Source organism: Arthrobacter sp. 05T420, from assembly GCF_056396305.1.
The window spans coordinates 45,781-72,511 of record NZ_JBFTLG010000008.1 but is presented as its reverse complement, the minus strand read 5'-3'; the positions used below and the strand labels follow the sequence as shown (position 1 = coordinate 72,511).

At 68.9% G+C, this 26,731-nt stretch carries 24 protein-coding genes; 14 read left to right on the top strand and 10 right to left on the bottom strand.

The window, feature by feature from the left end; genetic code table 11:
• Positions 1-59: 59 nt before the first annotated feature.
• Both AC1DEM_RS09645 and AC1DEM_RS09640 read right to left on the bottom strand, forming a co-directional pair.
• On the bottom strand, positions 60-695 hold the full coding sequence (locus tag AC1DEM_RS09645) for a LysE family translocator (protein ID WP_476884148.1): 636 nt from the start codon (positions 693-695) through the stop codon (positions 60-62).
• Between the two features lie 58 nt (positions 696-753).
• Complete coding sequence (locus AC1DEM_RS09640; RefSeq protein WP_476884147.1) at positions 754-2,250, bottom strand: amino acid permease; 1,497 nt, start codon at positions 2,248-2,250, stop codon at positions 754-756.
• Between the two features lie 256 nt (positions 2,251-2,506).
• Between AC1DEM_RS09640 and AC1DEM_RS09635 the strand changes: the two genes are divergently transcribed.
• From AC1DEM_RS09635 to AC1DEM_RS09625, 3 genes are read left to right on the top strand one after another with little or no spacing between them, the layout of a single operon-like run.
• Positions 2,507-2,935: a hypothetical protein gene (locus AC1DEM_RS09635; RefSeq protein WP_476884146.1), complete on the top strand. Its 429-nt coding sequence runs from the start codon at positions 2,507-2,509 to the stop codon at positions 2,933-2,935.
• Positions 2,929-3,162 (top strand): helix-turn-helix transcriptional regulator, encoded by a 234-nt coding sequence (locus AC1DEM_RS09630; protein WP_476884145.1) that lies wholly within the window; start codon positions 2,929-2,931, stop codon positions 3,160-3,162. Before AC1DEM_RS09635 ends, AC1DEM_RS09630 begins: the two co-directional genes overlap by 7 nt.
• On the top strand, positions 3,159-4,130 hold the full coding sequence (locus tag AC1DEM_RS09625) for an NAD(P)-dependent alcohol dehydrogenase (protein ID WP_476884144.1): 972 nt from the start codon (positions 3,159-3,161) through the stop codon (positions 4,128-4,130). The genes AC1DEM_RS09630 and AC1DEM_RS09625 overlap by 4 nt, the downstream gene beginning before the upstream one ends.
• A 58-nt stretch (positions 4,131-4,188) precedes the next feature.
• Here AC1DEM_RS09625 and AC1DEM_RS09620 read toward each other — a convergent pair whose 3' ends face one another.
• Both AC1DEM_RS09620 and AC1DEM_RS09615 read right to left on the bottom strand, forming a co-directional pair.
• On the bottom strand, positions 4,189-4,620 hold the full coding sequence (locus tag AC1DEM_RS09620) for a protein-tyrosine phosphatase family protein (protein WP_476884143.1): 432 nt from the start codon (positions 4,618-4,620) through the stop codon (positions 4,189-4,191).
• A 49-nt stretch (positions 4,621-4,669) separates the two neighbouring features.
• Positions 4,670-5,587, bottom strand: coding sequence for an SDR family oxidoreductase (locus AC1DEM_RS09615; RefSeq protein ID WP_476884142.1), 918 nt, complete (start codon positions 5,585-5,587; stop codon positions 4,670-4,672).
• Positions 5,588-5,862: 275 nt separating this feature from the next.
• On the opposite strand from AC1DEM_RS09615, the gene AC1DEM_RS09610 reads away from it, so the two are divergent.
• From AC1DEM_RS09610 to AC1DEM_RS09595, 4 genes are all read left to right on the top strand, one after another.
• Entirely contained in the window at positions 5,863-6,834 is a 972-nt protein-coding gene (locus AC1DEM_RS09610) for an IclR family transcriptional regulator (RefSeq protein WP_476884141.1), read from the top strand.
• Positions 6,835-7,095: 261 nt separating this feature from the next.
• Positions 7,096-8,811 (top strand): urocanate hydratase, encoded by a 1,716-nt coding sequence (locus AC1DEM_RS09605; protein ID WP_476884140.1) that lies wholly within the window; start codon positions 7,096-7,098, stop codon positions 8,809-8,811.
• Positions 8,812-8,820: 9 nt separating this feature from the next.
• Complete coding sequence (gene hutH, locus AC1DEM_RS09600) at positions 8,821-10,413, top strand: histidine ammonia-lyase (protein ID WP_476884139.1); 1,593 nt, start codon at positions 8,821-8,823, stop codon at positions 10,411-10,413.
• Positions 10,414-10,564: 151 nt separating this feature from the next.
• The gene (locus tag AC1DEM_RS09595; RefSeq protein WP_091562768.1) at positions 10,565-10,801 is read left to right on the top strand and encodes a hypothetical protein; all 237 of its coding nucleotides are present in this window, start codon (positions 10,565-10,567) and stop codon (positions 10,799-10,801) included.
• 167 nt (positions 10,802-10,968) lie between these two features.
• Here AC1DEM_RS09595 and hutG read toward each other — a convergent pair whose 3' ends face one another.
• On the bottom strand, positions 10,969-11,928 hold the full coding sequence (hutG, locus tag AC1DEM_RS09590; protein WP_476884138.1) for a formimidoylglutamase: 960 nt from the start codon (positions 11,926-11,928) through the stop codon (positions 10,969-10,971).
• Positions 11,929-12,098: 170 nt separating this feature from the next.
• A complete protein-coding gene (locus AC1DEM_RS09585) occupies positions 12,099-13,541 on the bottom strand; it encodes an NCS2 family permease (RefSeq protein ID WP_476884244.1) in 1,443 nt (480 codons plus the stop codon).
• Between the two features lie 121 nt (positions 13,542-13,662).
• Between AC1DEM_RS09585 and AC1DEM_RS09580 the strand changes: the two genes are divergently transcribed.
• On the top strand, positions 13,663-14,256 hold the full coding sequence (locus AC1DEM_RS09580) for a copper resistance CopC family protein (protein ID WP_476884137.1): 594 nt from the start codon (positions 13,663-13,665) through the stop codon (positions 14,254-14,256).
• Positions 14,257-14,366: 110 nt separating this feature from the next.
• Here the strand turns inward: AC1DEM_RS09580 and AC1DEM_RS09575 are convergent, their stop codons facing one another.
• Complete coding sequence (locus tag AC1DEM_RS09575) at positions 14,367-14,996, bottom strand: FAD-binding protein (protein WP_476884243.1); 630 nt, start codon at positions 14,994-14,996, stop codon at positions 14,367-14,369.
• A gap of 472 nt (positions 14,997-15,468) precedes the next feature.
• Between AC1DEM_RS09575 and AC1DEM_RS09570 the strand changes: the two genes are divergently transcribed.
• The 6 genes from AC1DEM_RS09570 to AC1DEM_RS09545 all read left to right on the top strand — a co-directional run bounded on the left by AC1DEM_RS09570 (position 15,469) and on the right by AC1DEM_RS09545 (position 23,510).
• Entirely contained in the window at positions 15,469-16,506 is a 1,038-nt protein-coding gene (locus tag AC1DEM_RS09570) for a universal stress protein (RefSeq protein ID WP_476884136.1), read from the top strand.
• Between the two features lie 43 nt (positions 16,507-16,549).
• Positions 16,550-19,300, top strand: coding sequence for a PEP/pyruvate-binding domain-containing protein (locus tag AC1DEM_RS09565; RefSeq protein ID WP_476884135.1), 2,751 nt, complete (start codon positions 16,550-16,552; stop codon positions 19,298-19,300).
• Positions 19,301-19,308: 8 nt separating this feature from the next.
• Positions 19,309-20,160, top strand: a complete 852-nt coding sequence (locus tag AC1DEM_RS09560; RefSeq protein WP_476884134.1) for a hypothetical protein — start codon at positions 19,309-19,311, stop codon at positions 20,158-20,160.
• Between the two features lie 124 nt (positions 20,161-20,284).
• The gene (locus AC1DEM_RS09555) at positions 20,285-21,382 is read left to right on the top strand and encodes a LolA family protein (RefSeq protein ID WP_476884133.1); all 1,098 of its coding nucleotides are present in this window, start codon (positions 20,285-20,287) and stop codon (positions 21,380-21,382) included.
• Positions 21,383-21,433: 51 nt separating this feature from the next.
• Entirely contained in the window at positions 21,434-22,528 is a 1,095-nt protein-coding gene (locus AC1DEM_RS09550; protein WP_476884132.1) for an ABC transporter ATP-binding protein, read from the top strand.
• A gap of 169 nt (positions 22,529-22,697) precedes the next feature.
• Entirely contained in the window at positions 22,698-23,510 is an 813-nt protein-coding gene (locus AC1DEM_RS09545) for an ABC transporter permease (RefSeq protein ID WP_476884242.1), read from the top strand.
• Between the two features lie 77 nt (positions 23,511-23,587).
• On the opposite strand, the gene AC1DEM_RS09540 is transcribed toward AC1DEM_RS09545, so the two are convergent.
• The 3 genes from AC1DEM_RS09540 to AC1DEM_RS09530 all read right to left on the bottom strand — a co-directional run bounded on the left by AC1DEM_RS09540 (position 23,588) and on the right by AC1DEM_RS09530 (position 26,729).
• The gene (locus AC1DEM_RS09540) at positions 23,588-25,075 is read right to left on the bottom strand and encodes a C40 family peptidase (protein ID WP_476884131.1); all 1,488 of its coding nucleotides are present in this window, start codon (positions 25,073-25,075) and stop codon (positions 23,588-23,590) included.
• Between the two features lie 270 nt (positions 25,076-25,345).
• Positions 25,346-26,266: a cation diffusion facilitator family transporter gene (locus AC1DEM_RS09535; protein WP_476884130.1), complete on the bottom strand. Its 921-nt coding sequence runs from the start codon at positions 26,264-26,266 to the stop codon at positions 25,346-25,348.
• Between the two features lie 10 nt (positions 26,267-26,276).
• Positions 26,277-26,729, bottom strand: a complete 453-nt coding sequence (locus AC1DEM_RS09530; protein ID WP_476884129.1) for a metallopeptidase family protein — start codon at positions 26,727-26,729, stop codon at positions 26,277-26,279.
• Between the last annotated feature and the right edge of the window lie 2 nt (positions 26,730-26,731).

Genomic DNA, 26,731 nt, shown 5'->3' with positions numbered 1-26,731 from the left:
ATACGGCCCATTCGGAGGCCATTAATGGCCGTATCTGACCCCGCGTTGTGCTGCTGGAGCTAGTTCTTGTTGCCCACGAGGGCCAGAGTGCCGCCCAGCCCGATCATCATCACACCGCCGGTGGTGCTGAGCGCGGCGATCCGCCGGGGGGAGCGGGCAAACCAGTGCCGGGCCGTTCCCGCCGCGAGGGACCACGTACTGTCTGAGACCAGGGCAATCAGCAAGAAGATGGCCCCCAGCATTCCGAGCTGCACCGGAATCGCGCCCCCGGAATAGTCCACGAACTGCGGAAGCACGGCCACGAAGAACACAATCGACTTGGGGTTTGTCGCGCCCACAATGAAGCCCTCACGGAGTACGCGGGCGGTCGAGGACGGGGCCGAGGAGGACGCCGTCGCCGGCCCGGCGCCGCGGTGCCTGATCGCCTGGATCCCGAGGTAGACAAGGTAGGCGGCCCCCGCGAATTTCACCACGCTGAACAGCAGCACCGACTGCGCCAGCACCACTCCGACGCCCAGGGCAACGGCGGCGATCTGGACCACCTCCCCGGCCGCGTTCCCCAGGACGCTCAACAGCCCGCCCCTGCGTCCCAGGGCCAGGGTCCGTCCGATCACGAACAGCACGCTGGGCCCCGGGACGGCGATCAGCACGAGGGAGGCGAGGGCAAAGGCCAAGAGGTTGGTAGTGGGGACCATGCCTGATCTTAACCCCGCGGGGGCGCTCCCGGCAGCGCTGCGGGAGGGGGTGGCACCGTTACCGCCCGGCGGGAACCTGCGGGAGCTGGGCCGTCTCATCCACCAGTTCCGCCCGTGCCCGGCCGTGACCGCGGACCCAGAGCCGGTAGGCGAGTACCAGGACGCCGAGCCAAACGGCGCCCACATACAGCGCCACGCGGGTGTCCTCGAAGACGCCAAGAATCACGATCACGAGGGCCATGAATGCGATGGTCAGCACGGAAGCGGCGGGCCACCACGGTGAGGGGAACTCCGACGCCGGCAGGGACTTGCGGGCGATCTCGCGTTTCATGGCGACATGGGAGGCCAGGATCATGGCCCAGACCCACACGGTGGCGAAGGTGGCGATCGAGGCGATCAGCAGGAAGACGTCCTCCGGGATCACGGCGTTCAGGACCACTCCCACCAGCAGGATGCCGGTCATCATCACCACGGTCATCCACGGCACACCGTGGCGGGAAACCTTGCCGAAGCTGGCCGGGGCGTGGCCCTGCCGGGCCAGGCCGAAGAGGATCCGGCCGGCGCCGAAGATGTCGCTGTTGACGGCCGAGAGTGCGGCTGTGATCACCACGGCGTTGAGGATGTGGGGTGCGGCCGGGATGCCCAGGCCGCTGAAGATCTGCACGAAGGGGCTGCCGTTGCTGCCGATTTCGTCCCACGGGAACAGGCTCATCAGCACGCCGAGGGTCAGCACATAGAACAGCAGGACCCGGACGGGAACGGTGTTGACGGCCTTGGGGATGACCTTTTTCGGATCGGCGGCCTCGCCGGCGGTGATGCCGAGGGTCTCAATGCCGCCAAACGCGAACATCACGACGGCGAAGGAGGCCAGGAGCCCTTCGAACCCGTTGGGGAACAGGCCCCCGTGGTCCACGAGGTGGCCGAGCCCGGGCGCCACGGTGGCGCCGCCGGCCTGGAAGCCGAAGACGATGATCGCCGCGCCGCCCGCGATCATGGCGATGATGGCCGCCACCTTGATCAGGGAGAACCAGAATTCCAGCTCACCGAACACCTTGACGCTGAGCAGGTTCAGGGCCGCCAGGAAGAAGATGATGGCCAGGATCCACACCCAGCGCTCCACGCCGGGGAACCAGAATCCCATATAGATACTGAAGGCCGTGACATCCGCAATGGCAACGATCGCCATCTCGAAGACATAGGTCCAGCCGGTCACGAAGCCGGCCAGCGGGCCCAGGTAGCGGCTCGCGTACTGGCCGAAGGACCCGGACACCGGATGCCGCACGGCCATTTCACCCAGGGCGCGCATCACCATGAAGACTGCTGCGCCGCCGATCATGTAGGCGAGCAGGACGGCGGGCCCGGCCTTCTGGATGGCGGAGGCCGAGCCATAGAACAGCCCCGTTCCGATCGCCGATCCCAGCGCCATGAAGCGGATGTGGCGGACGTTGAGCCCCCGGCTGAGAACTGAGTCGACGGCTGCGCCGACGGCGGTGACGGTGCGGCCGGTGCCTGCTTCGTCAGGTGCCGGCTTCGTGGCGGTGTGGGCTTGTTGCATGCGAATACCTTCTCGTCATTGGGAGGGGGATCGCTATCCAGCAGACCATGTCCGGCCGTGCTGTGATGAGTCTCACGGGAACTTCGTGTCTTTGATTTCAGACTGTGCGGCCGACGCCGGACGGGCGGCGCCGGCCGCGGTCGCCGTCGAACCCGAATCTCAAGAAAGTCGAAAACTCTTGACACCATGTCAGGTTTTCTTTACTTTGATGATGTCGGGTTTGTTTTACATAGTGTTGGATGTCCGGGAGTGGCAGATGTCATTTGAAGAGAAGAGTGCCTGGATCATGGGGGTGCTTGCGGCCGCAACCTACGCCGTGTACCTCGTCGTCGTTTTTGGCCTGGCCGGCACCATGCCGCTCGCGGAAGTGCCGTATGTGGCGCCGCTGCTGTGGACGGTCGGCGCCTCGATCGGCCTTTCGATCGTGCTCCACATAGTGATCAGGGCCTTGTCCGCCAGGGACGCCGGCATGAAGGACCAGCGGGACAAGGAGATCTACCGCTTCGGCGAGTACATCGGCCAGTCCTTCCTTGTCGCGGGGGCCGTGGCGGCGCTCCTCCTGGCCATGGCCAAGCTCGACCACTTCTGGATCGCCAACGTCATCTACCTGGCCTTCGTCCTTTCGGCGATCCTGGGATCCGTGGCCAAGGTGGTGGCCTACCGCAAGGGCTTCCAGCCGTGGTGAAGCCGACACGGGTCACGAACTCCATCCGGCGCCTGCGCTTCGAAAACGGCGAGCTGACCCAGGCGGAGCTCGCCGAACGTATCGGCGTGACCCGCCAGACGGTTATCGCCATCGAACAGGGCCGCTACTCGCCCTCGCTTGAGCTGGCGTTCCAGATTGCCCACGTTCTTAGAGTTCCGCTCGATGACGTCTTCCAGTACCCCGACCTTGAAGGAGAAGCACCATGAAAGCGATCGTTCAGGACGTTTATGGTTCCGTTGAAGTGCTGGAACTGCGCGACGTCGAAGCCCCGGTCCCCGGCGATGACGACGTGTTGATCCGGGTCCGGGCCGCCGGCGTCGATCAGGGCGTCTGGCACCTCATGACGGGCCTTCCGTACCTGACCCGCGCAGTTGGCTACGGGCTCAGGAAACCCAAGACCCGCATCCGGGGCCGGGCCGTGGCGGGCCGGGTAGAGGCTGTTGGCCGGAACGTCGTCGGCTTTCGGACTGGCGATGAGGTGTACGGCACCTGCGAGGGATCCTTCGCCGAATACGCGTGCGCCAAGGAAGGCCGGCTCGCGCTGAAGCCGAAGAACCTCAGTTTCGAGCAGGCCGCTGCCGTCCCGATCTCCGCGGTCACGGCCCTCCAGGCGCTTCGGGATGCCGGAAGGGTCCAGGCCGGGCAGGAGGTGCTTGTCGTCGGTGCGGCCGGCGGTGTCGGCGCGTTCGCGGTGCAGCTCGCCAAGGCGTTCGGGGCGCAGGTGACGGGGGTGTGCAGTACCGCGAAAACCGATCTTGTCCGTTCGATCGGCGCGGACCACGTCATTGACTACAAGCATGACGATTTCGCGGACGGGGCCAGGCAGTTCGACCTCATTGTCGACACCGCCGGCAACCGCCCGGTCTCCGTTCTCCGTCGGGCGCTCAAGCCGAAGGGAACCCTCGCGATCGTCGGCGGGGAAGGCGGAGGGCGGCTGGCCGGCGGCATTGGACGCTCACTCGGCGCGGCATTGCTCTCCGTGTTTGTCCGCCAGCGGCTCACGGGCGTCATGTCCGCGGAACGCGCGGCGGACCTCCGGTTCCTGACCGGGCTCATTGAGGCCGGCGCGGTGACCCCGGTGATCGGCAAATGCTATGCCCTGGCGGATGCGCCGGCGGCAATCCGGGACCTGCGCGACGGCCACCTCCTCGGCAAGGCCGTCGTCACCGTTTGAGCCTTGCCGTGTGAGCGTGGCCGTTTGAACGTCTCCGTTTGAGCCTTGCCTGCGGCGTTTACCCGTGGAAGCGGGCGACATACCGCCGCTGCCCCGGGGTCTCCACCGTCCGCCACCGGTACTTGCGGCGGACGTAGGACACCGCTTGGGCGGGCGGGACTCCATCCAGGACGGCGATGCAGGCCAGCGCGGTTCCGGTCCTGCCGATGCCGCGCCAGCAGGCCACTTCAACCCGTTCCGTCTCGGCCCGGCGCCAGGCCTCCCGGAAGGCGTCGAGGGCGTCCTTCTCGTCGGCAGGCAGCCGCAGGTCGGGCCAGAGCAGCCACCTGGACTCCCAGTCCACCCGGGGCGGCCGTTTGCCCAGCAGGTAGAGACCGAATTCCGGAAGCGGGCCCTCCGGCAGCGCATAGTGCAGCCCGCGGCCGCGGACGCTCCGGCCGGACGGAAGAACCAGGACGCCTTTCTGGGATGGCTCCCACGTCTGCTTCATGCTCCAGATCGTAGTCCTTGCGCCCGGGCCGGACCTTGTGCCGCCGCACTCAGCGGTAGCCATCGGCATCGGCGTCGAGCCCGGCCTCCTGGACCTCCACCAGGTATCTCCAGCAGTCCGGCTGCGAGCCGTCGGTGTCGGTGAAACCGTACGCGCGCGCCAGCGCGCCGGAGGAATAGGATCCGCCCGTGCGGCTGATCACGTTGGGGTCTGCCGCCAGGGCCGCGACCGCACGCCCGACGAACAGTGGGCTTTCCGAGATCGCGGCAAAGTGCGGTTGGGTGCCGGCTGCCTCCCGCCAGTTTGCCTCAGTAACGCCGAAATGTTCGAGCATCATCTCGGAGCGCATCCAGCCGGGCGTCAGTGCCAGGGCCGTGCACCCGGAGGGCTTCAGCTCCTCGGCCTGGCTGAACGCCAGGCGGAGCACCGCGGTCTTGACAAGGTCGTAAAACACGGACACCCGGTAGCGCTGCGCGTTGTACTCGCGGGTGCCATCGGTCATCTCCACCACCAGGCCGCCGGGGCGGCGGGTGAGCAGCGGGAGCGCGAAATGGCTCGTAATGAGGTGGGTGTCGACTCCAAGGTGGAGCATCTGGAGCCCGGCATCGAGATCGTGGGCCCAGAGCGAAGTGTTCCACTCAATGAGGTCTTCTCCGCCCCAGATGTCGTTCACGAGGATGTCCAGCCGGCCCTGCTCGGCATCGATTCGCTGCACGAGGGCTTCCACTTCGGAAGCCTGGCGGTGATCGACGGCGACGGCGATCCCTGTGCCGCCGGCGGCGCTGACCAGATCGGAGGTCTCCTCGATCGTCTCCGGCCGGTTGTAGTCGGAGCGGCGGCGGGAGGTGCTGCGCCCGGTGCAGTACACCACCGCTCCAGCCTCGCCGAGGGCGACGGCGGTGCCGCGGCCCGCGCCACGTGTGGCCCCGGCGACGAGGGCGACCCTGCCCGACAGCGCTGAGTCCATGTCCTTGCCTTCCCTCCTTTGCCGTCCCTCCGGGAGAGTCCGGGGGTATCCGGCGATGGACTGGTCAAGTGGGGGTACCGCGTGGCAGCCAGCGCCCCCGGATCATCGGAACACCGGCCGCCGGGCCGCGCTAGGGGCAGAAGGCCCGTACGCTGGCAGCCGCGCAGTGTCCGGTATGCCAGACACTGCTTCCTGGGTGAGGCTGTCAGTTGTCCGGCGCCGGGCGCATGCTTAAGTACGGGATACCGGACACCACCCGACCCTGAAGAGGATCCATGCCACCCACCAGCACCGCCGTGAGCCCCGCCGCCGCGAGCCATGCCGCCGCGACTGCGCCAGCAGAGCCGGACGCGCCTGACGCACCCTACGCGTCTGCGGCGCCTGACTCGCCCTCAGTTCCCGACGCGCCCGCAGCACAGTCCACCGCCGGCACGCCTGCGCCCAAAACCGTCCACCGGACCGCGGGCACCAAGGCGGCGTCGAAGGTACCTGCGGCCGAGAACACCCTGCGCATCCTCAAGCTGCTGGCCTCCCGGCGCGGACCGATGGCGGCGTCGAACATTGCCACCGCGCTGGGACTTCCGCGCTCCAGCGTCTACCACCTGCTCGGAGTGATGGAAGCGAACGGCTTCGTGCTCCATCTGCATGAGGAGCAGCGCTACGGCCTGGGCATCAGCGCCTTCGAGCTCAGCTCGGCCTATTCCCGGCAGGAGCCGCTGTCCCGGCTGGGCCGGCCGATGCTCGCCTCGCTGGTGGACGTGATCGGCGAAAGCGCGCATCTCGCGGTGCTGCACGGCCGCGACGTGCTCTACATCGTGGAGGAGCGGGCCAAGAACCGGCCGTCCCTGGTGACCGACGTCGGCGTCCGGCTGCCCAGCCATCTGACCGCCAGCGGGCGGGCCATCCTCGCCGCGCTGCCGAAGTCCCAGGTGCGGGCGCTGTACCCGAACGCTGCCGCGTTCACCGCCCGGCACGAAACCGAATCGCCCATCATGAAGTACTCCGCACTGTCCTCCCATCTGGACCAGGTCCGGCAGCGCGGCTACGCCACCGAACACGGCGAGGTGACCCCCGGCTTCGGCTCGATCGCCGCCGCCGTGACCGACCACGTGGGGTGGCCCACCGCCGCCGTCGCCGTGACCTTCCTCGAGGACAAGCTGCCCCCGGACCAGTGGCCCGTCCTGGCCGCCCGGGTCCAGAAGGTCGCCGACGAGCTCTCGGTCCGGATCCACGGCCGCCCCGCCTGACCCCGCACCCACTCCATCCAAACCCGGTTGCTCTATCACCCTGGGCTGCCATTCGCCCGTTTTAGCCACCGGAAGGGAGAGCGCAACGGGGGGAGGGGGAGGGTCTGGAATCCCGGACAGCACCCCCTCGATGGGCCTGTTTCCACGGCCGCGAAGGGGCTTTAGTTGATACAGAACCTCATTCCTCCCGATTCATCCCACACAGACAACATCCAGCACAGACACCCTCCAGCAACACATCCAGCCACAAAGGAGATCCTCATGGCACCCGCCGATTTCACCACCGGTGCCCGCCCGGTCAAAGCAGCCCGCGGCACCGAGCTCACCGCCAAGAGCTGGCAGACGGAAGCCCCGCTGCGCATGCTCATGAACAACCTCGACCCCGAGGTCGCCGAGCGCCCCGATGACCTGGTGGTCTACGGCGGCACCGGCCGCGCCGTCCGGTCCTGGGCCGCGTTCGACGCGATCACCCGCACCCTGGAAACCATGGAAAGGGACGAGACCCTGCTGGTCCAGTCCGGCAAGCCGGTCGGCGTCTTCCGCACCAACGAATGGGCTCCGCGCGTGCTGCTGGCCAACTCCAACCTCGTCGGCGACTGGGCCAACTGGCCCGAGTTCCGCCGGCTCGAGGCCGAGGGCCTGATGATGTACGGCCAGATGACCGCCGGGTCCTGGATCTACATCGGCACCCAGGGCATCCTGCAGGGCACCTTCGAGACCTTCGCGGCGATCGCCCGCAAACTCACCGGGGACGAGAACGGCACCCTCGCCGGCACCCTGACCCTCACCGGCGGCTGCGGGGGCATGGGCGGCGCCCAGCCGCTCGCCGTCACGCTGAACGACGGCGCCTGCCTGATTGTCGACGTCGACGAAAGCCACCTGCGCCGCCGGGCCGGCAAGCGCTACCTCGACGAGGTCGAAACGGACCTCGACACCGCGATCGCCAAGGTCCTGGCAGCCAAGGAAGAGCGCCGCGGCTGGTCCGTGGGCTACGTCGGCAACGCCGCCGAGGTCTTCCCCGAGATCCTGCGCCGCCACAACGCCGGCGAGCTCACCGTCGACATCGTCACGGACCAGACCTCCGCTCACGACCCCCTGAGCTACCTGCCCGAGGGCATCACGGTCGAGGAATGGCACCGCGAGGCCGCCGCCGACCCCGAAGGCTTCACCAAGAAGGCCCAGGCCTCGATGGCCAAGCACGTCCAGGCCATGGTCGAGTTCCAGGACGCCGGCGCCGAGGTCTTCGACTACGGCAACTCCATCCGCGACGAGGCCCGCAAGGGCGGCTACAACCGCGCCTTCGAATTCCCGGGCTTCGTCCCGGCCTACATCCGCCCGCTGTTCTGCGAGGGCCTGGGCCCGTTCCGCTGGGTGGCACTCTCCGGCGACCCCGAGGACATCGCCGTCACGGACAAGGCCATCAAGGAGCTCTTCCCCGAGAACAAGCACCTGCACCGCTGGATCGACGCAGCACAGGAGCGCGTCGAGTTCGAGGGCCTGCCGGCCCGCATCTGCTGGCTCGGCTACGGCGAACGCGCCAAGGCCGGCCTGCTGTTCAACCAGCTCGTCAAGGAAGGCAAAGTCAAGGCGCCCATCGTGATCGGCCGTGACCACCTCGACTCCGGCTCCGTCGCCTCCCCGTACCGCGAAACCGAGGCCATGGCCGACGGCTCCGACGCGATCGCCGACTGGCCGCTGCTCAACGCCCTGCTCAACACAGCCTCCGGCGCCACCTGGGTGTCCCTGCACCACGGCGGCGGCGTCGGGATCGGCCGCTCCATCCACGCCGGGCAGGTCTCCGTCGCCGACGGCACCGACCTCGCCGCGCAGAAACTCGAACGCCTCCTCACCAACGACCCCGGCATGGGCGTCATCCGCCACGCCGACGCCGGCTACGACCGCGCAGTCGAGGTCGCCAAGGAACGCGGCGTCCGCATCCCCATGCAGGAGTCCACAGACTCCGCAGATGAAAAGTAGGACTTCACTATGACCATCACCACTCACTCACCGCTCACCGTCACCCTCGGCACCAGCGGCGTGACCCCCGAGGACGTCGTCGCCGTCGCCCGCCACGACGCCCACGTGACCATCGCCCAGGACGCCCTCGACGCCGTCGCCAAGGTCCGCGCCCACATCGACGACCTCGCCCACAGCGAGGTCCCCGCCTACGGCATCTCCACCGGCTTCGGGGCGCTGGCCAACCGGCACATCCCCAACGAGCTGCGCACCCAGCTGCAGAAATCCCTGATCCGCAGCCACGCCGCCGGCATGGGCCCGGCCGTGGAACGCGAAGTGGTCCGCGGCATCATGTTCCTGCGCGCCAAGACCCTGGCCTCCGGCCGGACCGGCGTCCGCCCCGTCGTTCTGCAGACCATGGTGGACGTGCTCAACGCCGGCATCACCCCGGTGGTCCGCGAATTCGGCTCGCTCGGCTGCTCCGGTGACCTCGCGCCGCTCTCGCACTGCGCCCTGGTCCTCATGGGCGAAGGCGAAGCGACCGGCCCGGACGGAGAGCTGTATGGCGCCAAGGGCGGCCGCAGCGTCGCCGAGCTCCTCGCCGCACACGGAATCGCACCCGTCACCCTCGCCGAAAAGGAGGGCCTGGCCCTGGTCAATGGCACCGAGGGCATGCTCGGCATGCTGCTGATGGCCATCGCGGACATCCGCCAGCTGCTCACGACGGCGGACATCACCGCCGCGCTCAGCGTCGAGGCGCTGCTTGGCACCGACCAGGTGTTCCTGCCCGAGCTGCACGCAGCGCTGCGCCCGCACCCGGGCCAGGCTGCGTCCGCCGACAACATGCTCCGCGTGCTGTCCGACTCGCCGATCGTGGCCTCGCACCGGATCAACGACACCAAGGTCCAGGACGCCTACTCGCTGCGCTGCGCACCCCAGGTGGCCGGCGCCGTCCGCGACACCGTGGACCACGCGGCCATGGTCGCCTCCCGCGAGCTGGCCGCAGCGATCGACAACCCAGTGGTCCTGCCCGACGGCCGGGTCAGCTCCAACGGCAACTTCCACGGCGCCCCGGTGGCCTACGTGCTGGACTTCCTCGCGATCGCCGTCGCGGACCTGAGCTCCATCGCCGAACGCCGGACCGACCGGATGCTGGACCCGGCCCGCTCACACGGGCTGCCGGCCTTCCTGGCCGCGGACCCCGGTGTCGACTCGGGCCTCATGATCGCCCAGTACACGCAGGCCGGGCTGGTCTCGGACAACAAACGGCTGGCCGTGCCGGCGTCGGTGGACTCGATCCCGAGCTCCGCGATGCAGGAGGACCACGTCTCCATGGGCTGGCACGCGGCCCGCAAGCTCCGCCGGGCGGTCGAGAACCTGCGCCGCGTCCTGGCGATCGAATTGGTGACCTCGGCCCGGGCGCTGGACATCCGCACCCAGCTCTCCGGCGGCGAACTCACGCCGGGGCCTGCGGGCGCGGCCGTGATCGCCGCGCTACGCGCCGTCGTCGACGGCCCGGGCACCGACCGGTTCCTGTCGCCGGAGCTTGAAGCGGCGGACCAGCTGGTGGCGTCGGGCAAGGTCCGCACGGCGGCCGAATCCGCCGTCGGAAATCTCGCCTGAGAAGAAACAAAATGCACTACAGCTGAACAATTCCCGGCGTCCCCGAAATCTTTGGCGACACGGAAGGCGGGGGCCCGGGAACTGTAGTACAAATGGAAAGTCACACCAATGAAGTTGTGGCAGAGAACACATACAAAGGGGTAAAAGTTCTATGAAAGCACGCGGCACGGTACTGTCCAGACGCCTTGCATCCGCAGCTACGGTTTCCGACTGGAGCGGCCTCCGGGTCGGCGAACGCGTCGAAATCGTCAAGCACGCACAGGTCATTGCAGCCGGTGAGGTCGAAGAAGTCTCACTGAGCGGAAATGTGCTCTGGTTGGTCCCCGCCGGGCCGTCCGAGACGCAGCTTTTCCTGCAGTCCGACGGCGTGCAGGTGCGCCGCAGTTAGATCCGTTTCACTAGAAAGTCCCCGCCGCGGCGGGGACTTTCTGCGTTTCAGGGCCATGGCCCCATGTGCAGGCGATCGCAATGTGCAGGCGATCGCAATGTGCAGGCGATCGCACGGATGGAAGCGCCTGGGCCCCCCGCCTGCGGGAGGGCTAACGGCGCCCCAGCCTACGCGAGCAGCGTATTGACCAGCCGTGCGGCCACCTTGGCGGTGCGGGCATCGATATCAAACTCCGGGTTCAGCTCGGCGATATCCAGATGCATGAGCTTCCCGCTCGCGGCCACCTGCCGGCACACGGCGCTGATCACCGGCAGCGGCACACCATAGGCGGCCGGAGCGCTCACCCCGGGGGCCACCGAGGCCGGCAGCACGTCCAGGTCGATGGTCAGGTAGAGCGCGTCCACCTGGGCCAGGAACGCCGCCACAAACGCTTGCGCGGCCTCCGCCGAGCAGCCCTCGTCCAGCAGGTAGTCCACACCGAGCTCCTCTGCCGTCCGGAACAGCGCCCGGGTGTTGTTCGGCTCGGAAATCCCGACGACGGCGTAGCGCAGTTCGCGGCCGGCGACGGCTTCCGCGCGGGCCATCTGCAGGAACGGGGTGCCGGAACTGGGCACGGCCTCGTCGCGGAGGTCGAAGTGCGCATCGAGGTTCAGCACGCCCACCGTGAGGCCCTCGCGCACGGCCGCCGATCCGGCCACGCCGAGGTAACTGGCAAAGGCGGTCTCGTGACCGCCGCCCAACACCACGGGGAGCTTGCCGGCGTCGAGCAGCCTGGTGATGGCGAGCCCGGCACGTGCCTGCCCCGCCTCCAGCGCGTCCCCGGCCACGGTGACGTCACCGGCGTCGTGCACGCCCCGCGACAGGTGGAAGGCTAGCGGGCCGAGCGCGGCCCTGATGGCGGCGGGGGCGGCCGCGGCGCCGGTCCGGCCCTTGTTGCGCCGCACCCCGGCGTCGCTGCCGAAGCCGAGGATGACGGCGGGGCGCGGACCGGGGCCAGCCGCCGGAGCCGTGCGGGGAGGGTAGGGGCTCACGGCCTGCCACCAGCGCCGGTGCTCGTCGCCGTCACCGTCGAACCGGCCGGTCCAGGGCTGCGGCGGGACATCAACGGGGAGCGCGGGAGAAACCATGCCCCTAGCTCACCGCAGCCCGGACCGGAATACCAGCAACGCCGCGGTGGGGCTGTCCGGAATCCCGGAAAATGCTCTTAAATACCGCCGAGACGGCACTTCGCGGCAGTGTTTTCAGAAAACACTGCCGCGAAGTGCCGTCTCGGCGGGCGGGACCGGGGGAGCGGGACTTAGTGAATCCCGAGGGCGGCCTCGATCGGGCCGATCGCGAAGAACAGCAGGAAGGCGGCCGCCACGACCCACATGAGCGGGTGCACCTCGCGGGCCCGGCCCTGGAACAGGCGGATCAGCACGAAGCTGATGAAACCCGCGCCCAGGCCGTTGGCGATGGAGTAGGTGAACGGCATGAGGGTGAACGTCAGGAAGGCCGGGATCGCGATGCCCCAGTCCTGCCAGTCGATCTTGCCCACCTGGGAGACCATCATGAACCCGACGATCACGAGCGCGGGGGCCACGGCCTCGAACGGCACGAGGTTGATCAGCGGGGTGAAGAACATGGCCACGAGGAACAGCAGGCCGGTGACGACGGAAGCCAGGCCGGTGCGTGCGCCTTCGCCGATGCCGGCACCGGATTCGACGTAGATCTGGTTCGACGAAACCGAGGCGCCGCCGCCGATGATCGCACCCAGGGCGTCCACCTGCAGCACGCGGTCGACGTTGGGGATGTTGCCGTCCTTGTCGATGGTGCCGGCCTCGGTGGCCAGGCCCACCATCGTCCCCATGGCATCGAAGAAGATGCTGAGCAGGATCACGAACGCCAGCAAGCTCGCCGCGACGAAGCCCAGGTGCTCAAAGGCGCCGAACGGGTTGGCCTGGCCGATCAGGGACAGGTCCGGGGCCGCCCACTTGGAGAACGTCGGGGCCACGAGGGACCAGCCCTGGGGGTTGTGGTTCGTGCCGTCAAAGCTGGGTCCGATGTGCAGGGTGGATTCCAGGATCACAGACAGGATGGTGGAGGCGACGATGCCGATCAGGATGGCGCCCTTGACCTTGCGGACCACGAGCGCGATGGTCAGGACCAGGCCGAAGACAAACACCAGCGTGGGCCAGCCCAGGAGCTTGCCGTCGAAGCCCAGGCCGACCGGAACGGTGGTGCCGGCGACGTCCGGGATGCGGCGCACGAAGCCCGCGTTGACGAGCCCGATCAAGGCGATGAACAGGCCGATGCCCACCACGATCGCCGTCTTCAGCCCCTCGGGAACGGCCTTGAACACAGCCGTCCGGAAACCGGTGAGGACCAGGATCAGCATGGTGATGCCCGAGAGCATCACCAGGCCCATCATGTCCGGCCAGGACAGTCCGGGGTTCGTGGCCACGGTGACGGCGACGAACGCGTTGACGCCGAGCCCGGTGGCCAGGGCGAAGGGATGCTTGGCCCAGGCGCCCATCAGGATGGTGAGGATGCCGGCCACGAAGGCGGTGACGGCCGCGACGGCGGGGAAGCCGAGGGTCGCGCCCGTGGAGTCCGGCCCGGAGAGGATCAGCGGGTTCAGCACCACGATGTAGCTCATGGCGAAGAACGTGGCGAAACCTCCGCGGATCTCGCGCGAGAAGTTCGACCCCCGCTCGGAGACCTTGAAATACCGGTCGAGTGCGAAGCCTTGCTTGAGCATTAGGTCTTGCATTAGTCCTCCGGGAGTAATGGGTGTTGCATATATCCTATTTGGCGTCCAGCGGCCAACCGTGCGTTTTCGCCTAGTCTGTAAGGAAGCCAACACTAGGAGTAGCCCGCCCATGCGCCGTATCCGCCAGCTTCTTAGTGCCCTGCTGGGCGCCTTCGTCCTCGTGGCCGTCCTGCTGGGAGCCGTGAGCCCGGCGTCGGCGCACGACACAGCGGAGTCCACCAGCCCGGCTTCCGGAGCAACCGTCGCGGCCCCGCCGGAGCAGGTTTCGGTCACTTTCAACCACAATCCGCTCGCCCTGGGATCGCAGATCCTGGTCAACGACGCCACGGGCGCCAACTGGGCGGACGGCCCCGTGGCGATCGTGGACAACGTCGCCGCGCAGAAGCTGAAGTCCGGCGCCCCTGCCGGTCAGTACACCGTGCACTGGCGGGTGGCTAGTTCCGACGGCCACCCCATCGAGGGCAGCTTCACCTTCACCGCGACGGCGGCCGCAGCAGGCCCGACGTCGGCTGCCGCAGTCCCGACGATGGGCACCGCCCAGCCGGGCACTACCCCGGCGCCCGCCCCTGCGCCGGCTGGATCGGAGCAGTTTCCCTGGAGCGTCATGATCTTTGTTGCCGTGGGGGTCGGCATTTTGGTGGCCCTGGGCCTGATGGCCAAACGCCGCCTCACGCCGGACGAAGGCAGCGACACCGACAGCTGACCAAAGCAACGCGGGGTCAGATACGGCCCATCCGGAGCCCTCTGATGGGCCGTAGCTGACCCCGCGTTGCGTTCGGCAGCCCACGTGACCCGCGGGCAGGACGGTTCCGGCTAAGCGGGAGCAGCCAGGGCAAAGCCGGCAGGCAGCAGTGTGGGTAAGCCGTTGGGATAGACCTTGGCGGAGATCGCTTGCCCCACCACTTTGGCCTGGCGCAGGACTTCCTTGGGCGTCGGCGTAATCAGCTCGCCTACGCCCACGAGGTACATCCCGAGGGCATGCATCGCCGACATGAGGTTCGCTCCGGCTGCCATGCCAAGGTCCGAGAGCATGCGGCGCAGTTGGCTGTGGGCGCAGCGGGTCAGGACAAGATGATCTGCCAAAAGGAGACCGCCCGGGGTCTGGACGGCCCACTTCTCGGTGGGGGAGCCGTCCGTGCCGGTCTCCAGGAGGTCCAGCTGCAGGGCCCGGATGTTGTTCCGTACATCAAGCTTGTGATTTGCGGCATAGTTGCGCAGGTGCCGCAGGATTTCGTTGCGCTCCCTCAGGCTGGCGGCGTCGGCCGCGTCGCAGCGCTGGAGCGAGGACGTGTTGGCCGGATGGCCGGCGCCCAAGAGGTCGAGCCCGTCCACAATGATGGACGCAACACCGCGGCGTTGGAGCTCGCTGGCCACAGCCAGGCCGGAGAGCCCCGTCCCGATGACTACGGCGGTGGTCCGCTCAATCCCGCCGTACAAAGGCATGCTCGACACTGCAGGGTACCTCCTTGAAATGGTGCCAGTCGCGGAGAAATACCCCGGACGCCGACCAAGGCCTGGTTCGGCAACCCCAGCGGTTGCGTTCTGAAATACCAGTCTCGGTTCAGCAGTGCCTCGAAGGATACCTAAGATTCCCGCCCGTGGATAGAGGAGGTAGGACATTGGGTGTGGTGCCGAATTTTGGCCGGTTTCGTGCCCCGAATCCTGCGGAATCGGCCCAAAAGCCCGGGAATCCGCGCCGCGAAACGGCGTCTTAACTCTGCGTAAATCCTTCGGCCGCGGCCCGCCAGGGCCGCCCGGACGCCGCCTTGTATGTTCGCAATTAACCGAGAATAGTGAGGAAAAACAGGGGTTCCTGCACGCAGATTCCGGGTCGCCTCGCCGGTGGACGCCGGGCGGCGGTACTTCTGGCAGAATAGCCGCAACATCAGGCAAGAATCGCGAGGAGGCGGACCCAATGGGCCGTGAACAGGTGCATCCGGACCCGGCATGGGAGGCCGGCGGCGAACCGGCGCCTCCCCGGGGAATCGTTGTGGGAGTGGATGGCTCCGACCATAGCCACTGCGCGCTTGTGTGGGCAGCCCGCGAGGCAGAGCGCCGCCGCCGCCCGCTGCACATCGTGACCGCCTATTCGGTGCCGATCTTCGCCGCGTCCGGGCTCGACGGCGGCTACGCCACGGTGGACGACTCCGTGATCCGTGAGGGCGCCGAAGCCATCCTCAAGCACGCCCTCGACAAGATCGCGGGCTACAACATCGACGTCGACGCCTCGGTCGAAAACGGCGACGCGTCCGGCGTGCTGCTGGAAATCAGCGAAACCGCGGAGCTTCTGGTGTTCGGGACCCGCGGCCGCGGCGGCTTTGTGGGCCGGCTGCTCGGCTCCGTCAGCAGTGCACTGCCCGCCCACGCGAAGTGCCCCACCGTGACCGTGCCGCTGATCTGTGCGGACCGGCTGGGCGAAACCACTGACGACAAGCATGTCCTGGCCGAACGGGCGAAAATGGGCCGCCAGCCGATTGAAAACGTCGTGGTGGTCGGCGTCGACGGCTCGGAGCAGGCCCGCGTCGCGGTGCTGGAGGCGGCAGCCCAGACCGAACGGCTCTCCGCCCGGCTGCGGGTGGTGTGTGCCGTGCCGCAGTACACCGGCTCGCTGGCATGGGTGCCCACCCCGATGGACCGCGATGCGCTGTTCGCAGACATCAAAATCCAGCTCGATGCCGGCGTGGCCTGGCTGCGGAGCCACTTCCCCGCCCTCCAGGTGGAGACACAGCTCGTGGACGGCTCTCCCGTTGACATCCTCGTCGACGCCAGCCGGCACGTCGAACTCGTGGTGGTCGGCACGCGCGGGCGCGGGGGTTTCGCCGGAATGCTGCTGGGCTCCACGTCCGACGGCGTCCTCCACCACGCCAAGGGGCCGGTCATGGTGGTGCCGGACCGCGATGACCCGCGGCTGGCGGACAGGGCCAGCTTCGGCCCGATGCTCGGCGACTCCTAAAGTCCCGAGAGCACAGATCCGGCGTCGGAAGGACGGTTTGCGGATGGAGCACCCCGGGGAGTCGGATCCTGCCGAGGACGGGCCGGTCCTGGTCTTGGAACGCCTTGGCCAGGACATGCTGGCCAAGGTCGGCGGCAAGGCGGCCAACCTGGGTGAGCTGGCACGTGCTGGCCTTCCGGTTCCGGCCGGCTTTTGCCTGACCACCCGGGCCTACCTGGCCGCCACAGCATCCCTTGAGCTGGCGGACGTGCACCGGGCCCTCGCTGCGACCGCCCCCGATGACCTGGCAGGGCTGGCGTCCCTTGCCGCGAAGGCCCGCACGCTGGTGCTCGACGCCGATGTCCCCGCAGGCATCGACGCCGCCGTGCGCGCCGCGTATGCGGCGCTCGGCGCGGACACCCCGGTGGCGGTGCGGTCCTCCGCGACGGCCGAAGACCTGCCGTTCGCCAGTTTCGCCGGCCAGCAGGACACGTTCCTGAACGTGATCGGCGGGGATGCCGTGATGGCAGCCGTCCGCCAATGCTGGGCCTCGCTGTGGACAGACCGTGCGGTGACGTATAGGGCGGTGCAGGGGATCGAGCCCTCGGCGGTGTCCCTGGCGGTGGTCGTCCAGCGCATGGTGAACGCGGCCGTGGCCGGAGTGCTGTTCACGGCCAACCCTGTGACCGGTCGGCGGCACGAGGCCGTCATCGACGCCAGCCCGGGGCTGGGCGAGGCGGTGGTGTCCGGGGCCGTCAACCCGGACCACTTCGTGATCGACAGCGCCACAGGACGGGTCCTCGAGCGGCGGCTTGGGGACAAGGGCATGCTCATCCGCCCCCTGCCCGGCGGCGGAACCGAGCGGGTGGCGCAACCCGGCGCAGGTTTAGCGCCCAGCCTTGACGATGCCCAACTGGCCGCGCTGGAGCTCCTTGGCCGCCGCGCGGAAGTACACTTCGGTTCCCCGCAGGACCTCGAATGGGCCATCGGCCAGGACGGCGCCGTGTGGCTGACCCAGTCCAGGCCCATCACCACGCTGTATTCGATGCCGGACAGGCCGCCGTCCGGGCCAGCGCCGCGCGTCTATCTGTGCTTCAGCCTGGCCCAGGGGCTGACCCGGCCGCTGACGCCGATGGGCCTCGCCGGCATCCGGCTGATTGCGTCCTCGGTCGCGGGGGCGGCACATTTCCCGGTGCCGGCGCCCCGTGACGGGCCCTCGCCCTACGCGGAGGCCGGCCAGCGCATTTTCTTCGATCTCACGCCCGTGGTCCGGAGCCGGGCCGGGCGTGCGATCGTCCCCCGGGTGTTCGACGTTATGGAGGCGCGCTCCGCGGCCGTGCTGCGAAACCTTTTCGCCGATCCCAGATTCTCCGTCACCATAAGGTCGCCGTGGCCGCTCCTGCGCCACGTTGTTCCGGTGGCGGCGCGGGCCAGAGTCCCGGAGACCCTGATCCGGGGCCTCATCCGGCCCGAGGCGGCGCTGCGCCGGGCCGACCGTGTGGGCGAACAGCTCAGGGCCGCACTCGCGGTGCCTGCCGGCGCCACGGCCGCGCAGCGCCTGGACCAGGTTGAGCAGATCCTTGGCCAGCGCGTCTTTGCCGTGGTTCCCGCAATCCTGCCGCTGCCCGCCTTGGGGTTCGCCTTGCTCGCCCTGGCCGGAAAACTCGCGGGGAACCCCGGGAACGGGGCGCTGCAGGAAGTCCTGCGGGGCCTGCCCAACAACGTGACTACCGAGATGGATCTGGACCTCTGGTCGCTGGCTACCGCCATCCGCAACGATCTGGCGTCGGCGGCCGTGTTCAAGGAAGCTGCATTGCCCGAGATAGCCCGGCGTTACCGGGCAGCGGATCTTCCCGGCGCCGTGCAGTCCGGGCTGTCGGACTTCTTGGGCCGGTACGGCCACCGCGCCGTGGCGGAGATCGACGTCGGAATGCCCCGCTGGTCTGACGACCCGACCCACATCCTCGGGGTCCTGGCCAACTATCTGCGCGTGGATGACCCGGCCCTGGCCCCGGACCGGCAGTTCGGCAAGGCGGCGCGCGAGGCTGAGGCCCAGGTAGGGCGGCTTGTGGCTTCGGCCAGGCAGCGCAGCCGCCCGCGGGGTGCCCTGGTGCGGGCAGCGCTGCGCCGGACCCGCATGTTCGCGGGACTGCGTGAACTGCCCAAGTACCATCTCGTGGAAGCGCTCAGTGCCGTCCGCCAGCAGCTCGCGGCCGTGGGCGCCGAACTCGCCGCGGCCGGGGCCATCGATGCGGCGGACGATATCTTCTTCCTTGACCTGACCGAGGCACACCGGGGGCTGGGCGGCGACGCGCTGCAGGGTGTGGTGGCGCAGCGCCGGGAGGCGTACGCGGTTGAACTTGGCCGCCGGCACATTCCGCGCGTGCTGCTCTCGGACGGCACCGAGCCCGAGGCAGTGCAAGCCAACGCAGTGCAAACCAACGCTGTGCGGTCTGGCGCCGGAGGTCGGGGCCCGGCGGGCGCCGACGGCGGTGCGGGGCAGCTCTCCGGCACGCCGGCCTCGGCCGGGACCGTCACGGCCCGGGCCCGCGTGATCCTGGACCCCCAGGGCGCGCACCTGGAACCGGGCGAAATCCTCGTGGCGCCATCCACGGATCCCGGATGGACTCCGTTGTTCCTGACCGCCGGCGGCCTGGTGATGGAAATGGGCGGGCCCAATTCCCACGGCGCCGTCGTGGCACGGGAATACGGGATCCCCGCGGTGGTGGGGGTCCCCGACGCGACCACGAGGGTCGCCACCGGCGACAAACTTACGCTCGACGGCGCCGCCGGCACGGTGACGCCGGCAGTGTGACGCGGGCCATGAGCGAAGTTCGCGGGTCCGAGGGCCAGGAAGCCGGGGCCACCGAAGTTCCCGCCGCGGGCACCCCGGGACCCGACACACGGCCGCCCGAAAAGCCCGGCTCCGAAAGTCCCGTTGCCGGAGCGCTCGGCTCCGAAAACCCCGCGTCCGAAAGTCCCGCTGCCGGAGCTTCCGGGTCCAAAAACCCGGACGTGGCCGCGGAGGCGGACCCGGACGCGCGGCTGCCGGCATGGCTCGTGGAGCGTCCGCTCACGGCCGGCTGGGCGTGGGCAGGGTTCTGGGCAGTGCTGATCGTGGCCGACGAATTCCTGGATCTGGCCGGCTGGTCCTGGTATGTGCTGGTCGGCATGGCCGCCCTGCCGACGCTGCTGGCAACCGTCGCCCTTCTGCACGCCACCCCGCGCAGCTACCTGTTGCCCCGCCGGGACACGGTCCTGGGCCACTTCTTTGTCCGCTTCCTTGCCCTGGTTGCCGCTTTCCTCGTGTGGGGCGTGTCCGTGGTCATGAGCGCCTCGATCTCAACCACCCTTCAGGCACTCGTCGGTGCGTCCGAACGCGAGGTCACCGCCGTGGGTTTCAACCTCTTGCTGGCCGCGATCCCGCTGGTGGTCTCCGTGCTGTGGCTGGTCTTCATCATCCGCTGCGCCTGGTTCCTGCGCCGGCTCCGGGGCTGGAAACAAGCGCCGGCACCGGGCGCCGTGCCCAAGAAGTTCCTGCGGGGCAGGCCTCGGCTGAGGCGGGTGGTGGTGGGCCTCGCCCATCCCGGTCTGCTGCTCGTGGCGGGCCTGGGCACCTCCGTGCTCGCCCTCCTGCTGGGCGCTGTGGAACTGACCATTAATGTGCTGAAGTAGGGCAGCCGGGCTGCCGGGGCCAGGCGTACTGTTGACCTATGAGCTGCACTGAAGCGCGCATTTCTCAGGCACGCATTCCTCAGACACGGATATTTGGATCATCTCTTCCCGGGGCGCGGTCACGGTGACGCGCAAGTGGCTGCGCTGGCTGCCCGCCGTCGCCGTTCCTGCTGTCATTGCCGCCGGCGCGCTGGCCGGATCCCTGCCTGCCAGGGCCGGGGATCCCCTGCCGACCAAAACGCCGGAGCAGGTCTTGCAGTTGATCGCCCAGCACCGCACGCCTGCCCTCTCCGGAACCCTGGAACAGTCCTCCGAGCTCGGTCTTCCCGAGCTCCCCAAGACCGGCACCGGCCCGGATTCGTCCAGTATCGCATGGCTCGAATTGCTGGCAGGTCCGCACACCGCGAGGGTCTATCGCGACGGCCCGGACAACGCCCGAATCCAAGTGATGGACCGGCTGGCCGAACGCAACGCCGTCCGCCACGGCAACGAGGTTTGGTTCTACAACTCCAAGGACAACACGGCCTCCCATCTCCGGCTCCCGGCTGACCCGGCGGGCGTCAACCATCGCGGTGACGGCAGGGACGCTACGGCCACCCCGGACCAACTCGCCACGATGCTCTTCGCCAAGATCGAACCGGGCACCGACGTGACGGTGGGCGCCGACGTCCAAGTGGCCGGCCGGGCCGCCTACAACCTGGTGCTGACGCCGAAATCCGATGCGACTCTGGTCGGTTCTATCGCCGTAGCCGTTGACGGCCAGACCGGGCTGCCACTGGGCGTTGAGATCAAGGCGCGCGGACAGGCGGATCCTGCCTTCCGCGTTACCTACACGAGCCTGACGCTCGGGGCCCCCGACGCGTCGGTCTTCACGTTCAGCCCGCCGCCGGGCGCCACTGTCAAGGAAATCCCGTCAACGGTACCGGAGCGCAAGCAGGGGAAGGACTCCGGGAACGCTAAGGCGCCGGCAGCCAAGGACAGCGCCCGCAAGCCGGCCGTCACCGGCTCTGGCTGGGACTCGGTGGTTGAGTTCCCCGCGGGAACGGCAGGCCCGGCCTCGGAGGCCAAGGCCCCGGCCCTGCTTGAACAGGCCGCTGTTCCGGTCCAGGGCGGCCGCCTCCTGTCCACGGCGCTGGTGAACGTTTTGGTGCTCGACGACGGCCGGGTCCTCGCCGGCTCCGTGCCACTGGGGCGGCTCCAGGCCGCTGCCGCGCAGAAGTGATGATCGGCGCGGTATCCGGCGACGGCCGGGTGACCCTCCGGTGACGGCCGCGTGATCGCCGCCGGGCCGGGGGCCGAGCCGAGCATCGAGACCAGCAGCGGGCTGAGCATTGAGACCAAGGGCCTGACCAAACGGTTTGGCCAGCAGTTGGCTGTCAACGGCGTCGATCTGGCCGTGCCGAAAGGCGCGGTCTTCGGCTTTCTGGGCCCGAACGGCTCGGGGAAGACCACCACCATCAGGCTCCTGCTCGGCCTGGCCACGGCCAGCGACGGCTCCATGCGCGTCCTGGGCGAGGAGATGCCCCGGAAGCTGGCTGGCGTGCTTCCCCGGGTGGGGGCGCTGGTCGAGGGACCCGCGTTCTACCCGTTCCTCTCCGGCGCGGCCAATCTGCGCCGCATGGACGCCGCGGACCCCCACGGTTCGGCGGCGACGCGCCGCGCCCGGGTCCAGTCAGCCCTGGAACGGGTCGGTTTGACACACGCCGCGGACAAGCTGGTCCGGGCCTATTCCCTGGGCATGAAGCAGCGGCTGGGGATCGCCAACGCCCTGCTCGCTCCGCGGGAGCTCCTGGTGCTGGACGAGCCCACCAATGGGCTCGATCCCCAGGGCACCCGTGAAGTGCGGAGCCTGGTGCGATCGCTCGCCGCGGACGGCGCCACGGTGTTCGTCTCCAGCCACCTGCTGGCCGAGGTCGAGCAGATCTGCACGCATGCGGCCATCATGAGCGCGGGCCGGCTTGTGGCGCAGGGAACCCTGGCGGAACTGCGTGGGGCGGGCCAGGCAAGGATCCGTGTGCTGACCCCGGATCCGGGCACCGCGACGCAGGTGCTGACCGGCCTGGGTCTGACCGTGAGCGCCGACGGCCGCACTTCTGCAGGCACGGGTTCCGGTGTGGCTGGCTCCGGTGCCGCTGGTTCCGGGACGGACGTGGCCCTGTTCGCGGCACTGCCCACGGCACTGCCTCCGGCTACGCCAGGTGCGGCAGCCCGGGAAGACGCGGGATCGGCTCTGGCCGTGGAGCCGGAAGCTGTGGTGGCGGCCCTCGTGGCGGCCGGGGTCCGGGTCCGCGGCTTCGCGACCGAACAGGCCAGCCTCGAGGACCGGTTCGTGGCATTGACGGGGGAGGGGTTCGACGTTGTCCAATAACAGCCCATCTTTGGGCGATCCACCCGCCGGACCACCAGCGGGCCCATCAGCCGGCCCATCAGTCGCCCCGGCCGACGGCCGCAGTGCAGCGCAGGGCGGCCGCAGTGGAGCGGCCGCAGGCCCAGCTCGCGACGCCGGGGCAGGAGGGCCGCCGGTTCGGCGCGGATCCCTGACCGGCGGACTGCTGGCCTCCGAGCTCGGCGTGCTGTTCCGACGCCGCCGGACGTGGGCCATGTTGTGCGCGCTGGCGGCCATCCCGGTGCTGATCGCTGTGGCGGTGCGGGCCTCCTCGGCCGTGCCGCCGGGCCGCGGACCCGCCTTCCTGGACCGGATCGCCCAGAACGGCCTGTTCGTGGGCGTCACGGCCATGGTGGTTTCCGTTCCGCTGTTCCTGCCGCTCACCGTCGGAGTCGTGGCCGGGGACACCATCGCCGGGGAGGCAGGGCAGGGAACCCTGCGGTACCTGCTCGTGGCCCCAGCCGGGCGGATCCGTCTATTGATCGTCAAATATGCCGGGACGGCTCTGTTCGTGCTCGTTGCCCCGCTCGTAGTGGCCCTGACAGGGGCCGGAATCGGCGCGGCGCTCTTTCCCGTGGGGCCCGTGACCCTGCTGTCCGGCGACACGATCGAGCCCGGCGAGGCAGTGGTCCGGCTCCTGCTGATCGCCGCCTACCTGGCGGTTTCACTGCTGGGGTTGTCGGCGATCGGACTGTTCATCTCGACCCTGACCGACGTTCCTGTGGGGGCCATGGCGGCCACCGTGGTGCTCTCGGTCGTGGCCCAAGTCCTGGACGCGCTGCCGCAGTTGGGGTGGCTGCATCCCTGGCTCTTCACGCATTACTGGCTGGACTTTGGGGACCTGCTCCGCCAGCCGATTTCCTGGGACGCCTTTGCCAGCAACGCCCTCCTGCAGGGTGGTTACATCGCCGTCTTCGGCGCACTGGCCTACGGCAGGTTCATCACCAAGGACGTGCTCTCCTAGCCGGGACGGCCGGGCCAGTCCCGGGCCAGGACCGCGACTCGGGACGGCGTCTCAGCGCGCCGTCCCAGGACAGGGTCTCAGTAGCGGGCCACGTAGCCGTAGAGCTGCATCCCGGACATGGCGGCAACGTCGGTTACGGTGATGCCCGCGTCGGGATTGAGAGCCTGGACCACACGGCCGCCACCGAGGTAAATGGCCACGTGGTAGAAGCCCGGGGCCGAGCCCCAGACGAGCAAATCACCAGGCTGGGCCTGGGAGAGCGGGACGTGGACGGGGGCCTGCGCGAACTGCTGGGAGGCGGTGCGGGGCAGGTATTTGCCGGCAGCGGCGAACGCGTTCTGCACCAGGCCCGAGCAGTCAAACCCACGTGCCCCGGTTCCGCCGTACTGGTAGAAGTAGGGCGATCCTGTCTTGCCGAGTGCAACTGAAATCGCGGTCTGGTTTGAGCCGCCGGAAATCGGCGCCGGCACGGGAACCGGTACTGGGACAGGCACCGGAACCGGAACGTGAATCGGCGCCGGAGCGGGTGCAGGCGCCGGAACCGGAACGTGAATCGGGGCCGGCGCGGACGCATGTACAGGCGCCGGCGCTGGTGCAGGTGCCGGCGCCGGAACGGGAGCCCCCGGCGCCTGGGCCGGAGCCGGAGCTGCCGGCTGCTGTGCGGCCGAATCGTCCCCTCCCGGTGATGCCGGGGGAGGCTGGGAGCCCGTGGCCGGCGGCGGCGTCGCGGCGGCCGCCGCGGTCAGTGCCGCCAGCCGCTCCTGCTGGCGCTGACGGTCCAGGGCGTCCACCCGGGCCGATTCCAGTGCCGCGGTGGTGTTCCTAAGGTTTGCCAGCTGGTCTACCAGCGCGGTGCGCTGTGCTTTGGCATCCGTCACGGCCTGGCGCTGGGCCGCGGTGGCGCGGTCGGCGTCGGACTTGCGGTCTTCCGCGGTCGAGGCGGCCTCGTCGGCGGCGCGGTTGGCGTCCGCCGCGGCATCCGTCAGTGACTTTGCAGCGGCGGCCGCAGCTTCCGCGGACTCAAACGCCCGAGCGCGCCCGGCCGTTACGGCCTCCAGCGTGGCCGCATCTTCGAGGGCCCGTCCGCTGCCGCTGACAAAGCTGCTGAGCGCAGGATTCAATCCGCCGTTGCGGTACAGATCCCCGGCCAGCTGGCCGATCTGCTTGCGCGACTTGGCCTGTTCCGCTTCGGCGGCGGCAGCCCTGGCGGCCGCCACAGCCGCCGTGTCACGGCGAGTGGCCAGTTCCACGAGGGCCTCGCCGTAGGCATTGTTTGCTTGCAGGGACGCGGCGAGGCTGGCTTCCTGGCCCGCTGAGGCGTCGGCCAGCAGCCCGTCGATCCTGGTGACCTCCGCCGCCGTCGCGGTTTCACTGGACTTGGCGGCCGCGATCTCTTCCGGTGAGGGGATCTCCGGCGACGCCGGAACCTGGCCGGCCGCTGGCAGCTGTACGCGCCCGAATGCGGAAGTCAGTGGTGCGGCCTGTGCCGGGAGCGCGAGCGTTCCAAGGAGGACGACGGCGGTGCAGAGCACAGCCGTCTTGCGACCGGATCCGGTCCAACTCATGGGCAAACCTCGCGAAGTCTCAGGCTGGAATGAGCGAGGTCGGATTTGGCGCGTGCAAGCCCCTCTGCGGATCACCCAGCAGGCATGAGGCTACGTGCCAAAGTTCACTTTGGCAACACGAGTCACATGAATAACATAAACAACACTGGTGTCATTTGCCCACGCACGCGAGGGGTGTGTCGTGCTGGCAGCGGGCCGCGCGGCCCCGCGGACGCTGCCCATCCCGGACGCGGGCACACCCCCGGGACGCTCCCGCACGCTGGCGCCGGCTCAGGCGTGCTGGTGCGACTCGTGCTCCGAATGCGTGACGGGCTCGAGCTGGAATGTGCAGTGTTCGGTGTCGAAATGGGAGCCCAGGCAGCTGGTGAGTTTGTCGAGGACCCGGTCAGCGCCCCGGGCACTGAGCGCCGTGTCCTCCACCACCACGTGGGCGGAGAAGACGGGGACGCCGGAGGTGATGGTCCAGATGTGGATGTCGTGGACGGATACCACTCCGTCCACCGAGAGGATGTGCTCGCGGATCATCTGAACGTCCACGCCCTTGGGAGTGGCTTCGAGGAGCACGTCCACGACGTCGCGCAGCAGGTGCCAGGCCCGGGGCAGGATCATCAGGGCGATGAGGATCGACGCAATGGTGTCGGCCGCCTGATACCCGGTGACCATGATGACCACCGCAGCCGCAATGACGGCAAAGGAACCCAGCAGATCCCCCAGGACCTCCAGGTAGGCGCCGCGGACATTCAGGCTCTCCTTCTGGGCGCCACGCAGGATCAGCAGCGATACCACGTTGGCGACGGCGCCGAGGACCGCCGCTGCGAGCATGATGTCGGTGTGGACCTCCGGCGTTGAGCCGAGCCGGCGGATGGCCTCGGTGAAGATCACCACCGAGATGACGATCAGGACCAGGGCGTTGGCCAGCGCCGCCAGGACCTCTGCGCGCTGGTAACCGTAGGTGCGCAGATCGCTGGCGGGCCGGGTGGCGATCCACGCGGCCAGCAGGGCGATGGAGACGCCGGCGGCATCGGAGAGCATGTGCCCGGCGTCGGCGAGCAGGGCCAGGGACCCGGAGGCGACGGCGCCTATGGTCTGCACGAGCACCACGGCGAGCGTGATGGCCAGGACGGCGACCAGGCGCTTGCGGTGCTTGGCAGTGCCCGTGATGCCGTGCGAGTGGCTGTGGTCGTGTCCCATGCCTACAAGGCTATCCCCAGCCAAGCTCGTGCAGCCGCGCGTCGCTGATGCCGAAGTGGTGGGCTATCTCGTGCACCACGGTGACCGTGACTTCCTCGATCACGTCCTCCCGGGAGGCGCAGATGTCCAGGATGGGCTGGCGAAAGATCGTGATCCGGTCCGGCAGTGAGCCTGCGTCCCACCAGGAGTCCCGCTCGGTCAGGGGAACACCCTCGTAGAGCCCCAGCAGCACGGTGTCCGGGTCCTCGCCGGGCTGCGGGGTGTAGTCGTCCTCGATGAAGATCGCGACATTGCTCATGGTCTTCGCCAGCTCCGGCGGGATCCGGTCCAGGGCGTCACTCACCGCAGCCTCGAAATCGGCCTCGGACATCGGGAAGGGCCCGTCAGCCCGGCCGTCACTGCCGTCCCCGCCGTCGCTGCCGTTAGGAATGATCGGCAGGCCGGGCGGGAGGGATGAGGGCATAG

Coding starts and splice junctions, on each gene's coding strand:
- AC1DEM_RS09645 (WP_476884148.1), bottom strand. CDS start 695: ATGGTCCCCACTACCAACCTCTTGGCCTTTGCCCTCGCCTCCCTCGTG.
- AC1DEM_RS09640 (WP_476884147.1), bottom strand. CDS start 2,250: ATGCAACAAGCCCACACCGCCACGAAGCCGGCACCTGACGAAGCAGGC.
- AC1DEM_RS09635 (WP_476884146.1), top strand. CDS start 2,507: ATGTCATTTGAAGAGAAGAGTGCCTGGATCATGGGGGTGCTTGCGGCC.
- AC1DEM_RS09625 (WP_476884144.1), top strand. CDS start 3,159: ATGAAAGCGATCGTTCAGGACGTTTATGGTTCCGTTGAAGTGCTGGAA.
- AC1DEM_RS09620 (WP_476884143.1), bottom strand. CDS start 4,620: ATGAAGCAGACGTGGGAGCCATCCCAGAAAGGCGTCCTGGTTCTTCCG.
- AC1DEM_RS09615 (WP_476884142.1), bottom strand. CDS start 5,587: ATGGACTCAGCGCTGTCGGGCAGGGTCGCCCTCGTCGCCGGGGCCACA.
- AC1DEM_RS09610 (WP_476884141.1), top strand. CDS start 5,863: ATGCCACCCACCAGCACCGCCGTGAGCCCCGCCGCCGCGAGCCATGCC.
- AC1DEM_RS09605 (WP_476884140.1), top strand. CDS start 7,096: ATGGCACCCGCCGATTTCACCACCGGTGCCCGCCCGGTCAAAGCAGCC.
- hutH (WP_476884139.1), top strand. CDS start 8,821: ATGACCATCACCACTCACTCACCGCTCACCGTCACCCTCGGCACCAGC.
- AC1DEM_RS09595 (WP_091562768.1), top strand. CDS start 10,565: ATGAAAGCACGCGGCACGGTACTGTCCAGACGCCTTGCATCCGCAGCT.
- hutG (WP_476884138.1), bottom strand. CDS start 11,928: ATGGTTTCTCCCGCGCTCCCCGTTGATGTCCCGCCGCAGCCCTGGACC.
- AC1DEM_RS09585 (WP_476884244.1), bottom strand. CDS start 13,541: ATGCTCAAGCAAGGCTTCGCACTCGACCGGTATTTCAAGGTCTCCGAG.
- AC1DEM_RS09580 (WP_476884137.1), top strand. CDS start 13,663: ATGCGCCGTATCCGCCAGCTTCTTAGTGCCCTGCTGGGCGCCTTCGTC.
- AC1DEM_RS09575 (WP_476884243.1), bottom strand. CDS start 14,996: ATGCCTTTGTACGGCGGGATTGAGCGGACCACCGCCGTAGTCATCGGG.
- AC1DEM_RS09570 (WP_476884136.1), top strand. CDS start 15,469: ATGGGCCGTGAACAGGTGCATCCGGACCCGGCATGGGAGGCCGGCGGC.
- AC1DEM_RS09565 (WP_476884135.1), top strand. CDS start 16,550: ATGGAGCACCCCGGGGAGTCGGATCCTGCCGAGGACGGGCCGGTCCTG.
- AC1DEM_RS09560 (WP_476884134.1), top strand. CDS start 19,309: ATGAGCGAAGTTCGCGGGTCCGAGGGCCAGGAAGCCGGGGCCACCGAA.
- AC1DEM_RS09540 (WP_476884131.1), bottom strand. CDS start 25,075: ATGAGTTGGACCGGATCCGGTCGCAAGACGGCTGTGCTCTGCACCGCC.
- AC1DEM_RS09535 (WP_476884130.1), bottom strand. CDS start 26,266: ATGGGACACGACCACAGCCACTCGCACGGCATCACGGGCACTGCCAAG.
- AC1DEM_RS09530 (WP_476884129.1), bottom strand. CDS start 26,729: ATGCCCTCATCCCTCCCGCCCGGCCTGCCGATCATTCCTAACGGCAGC.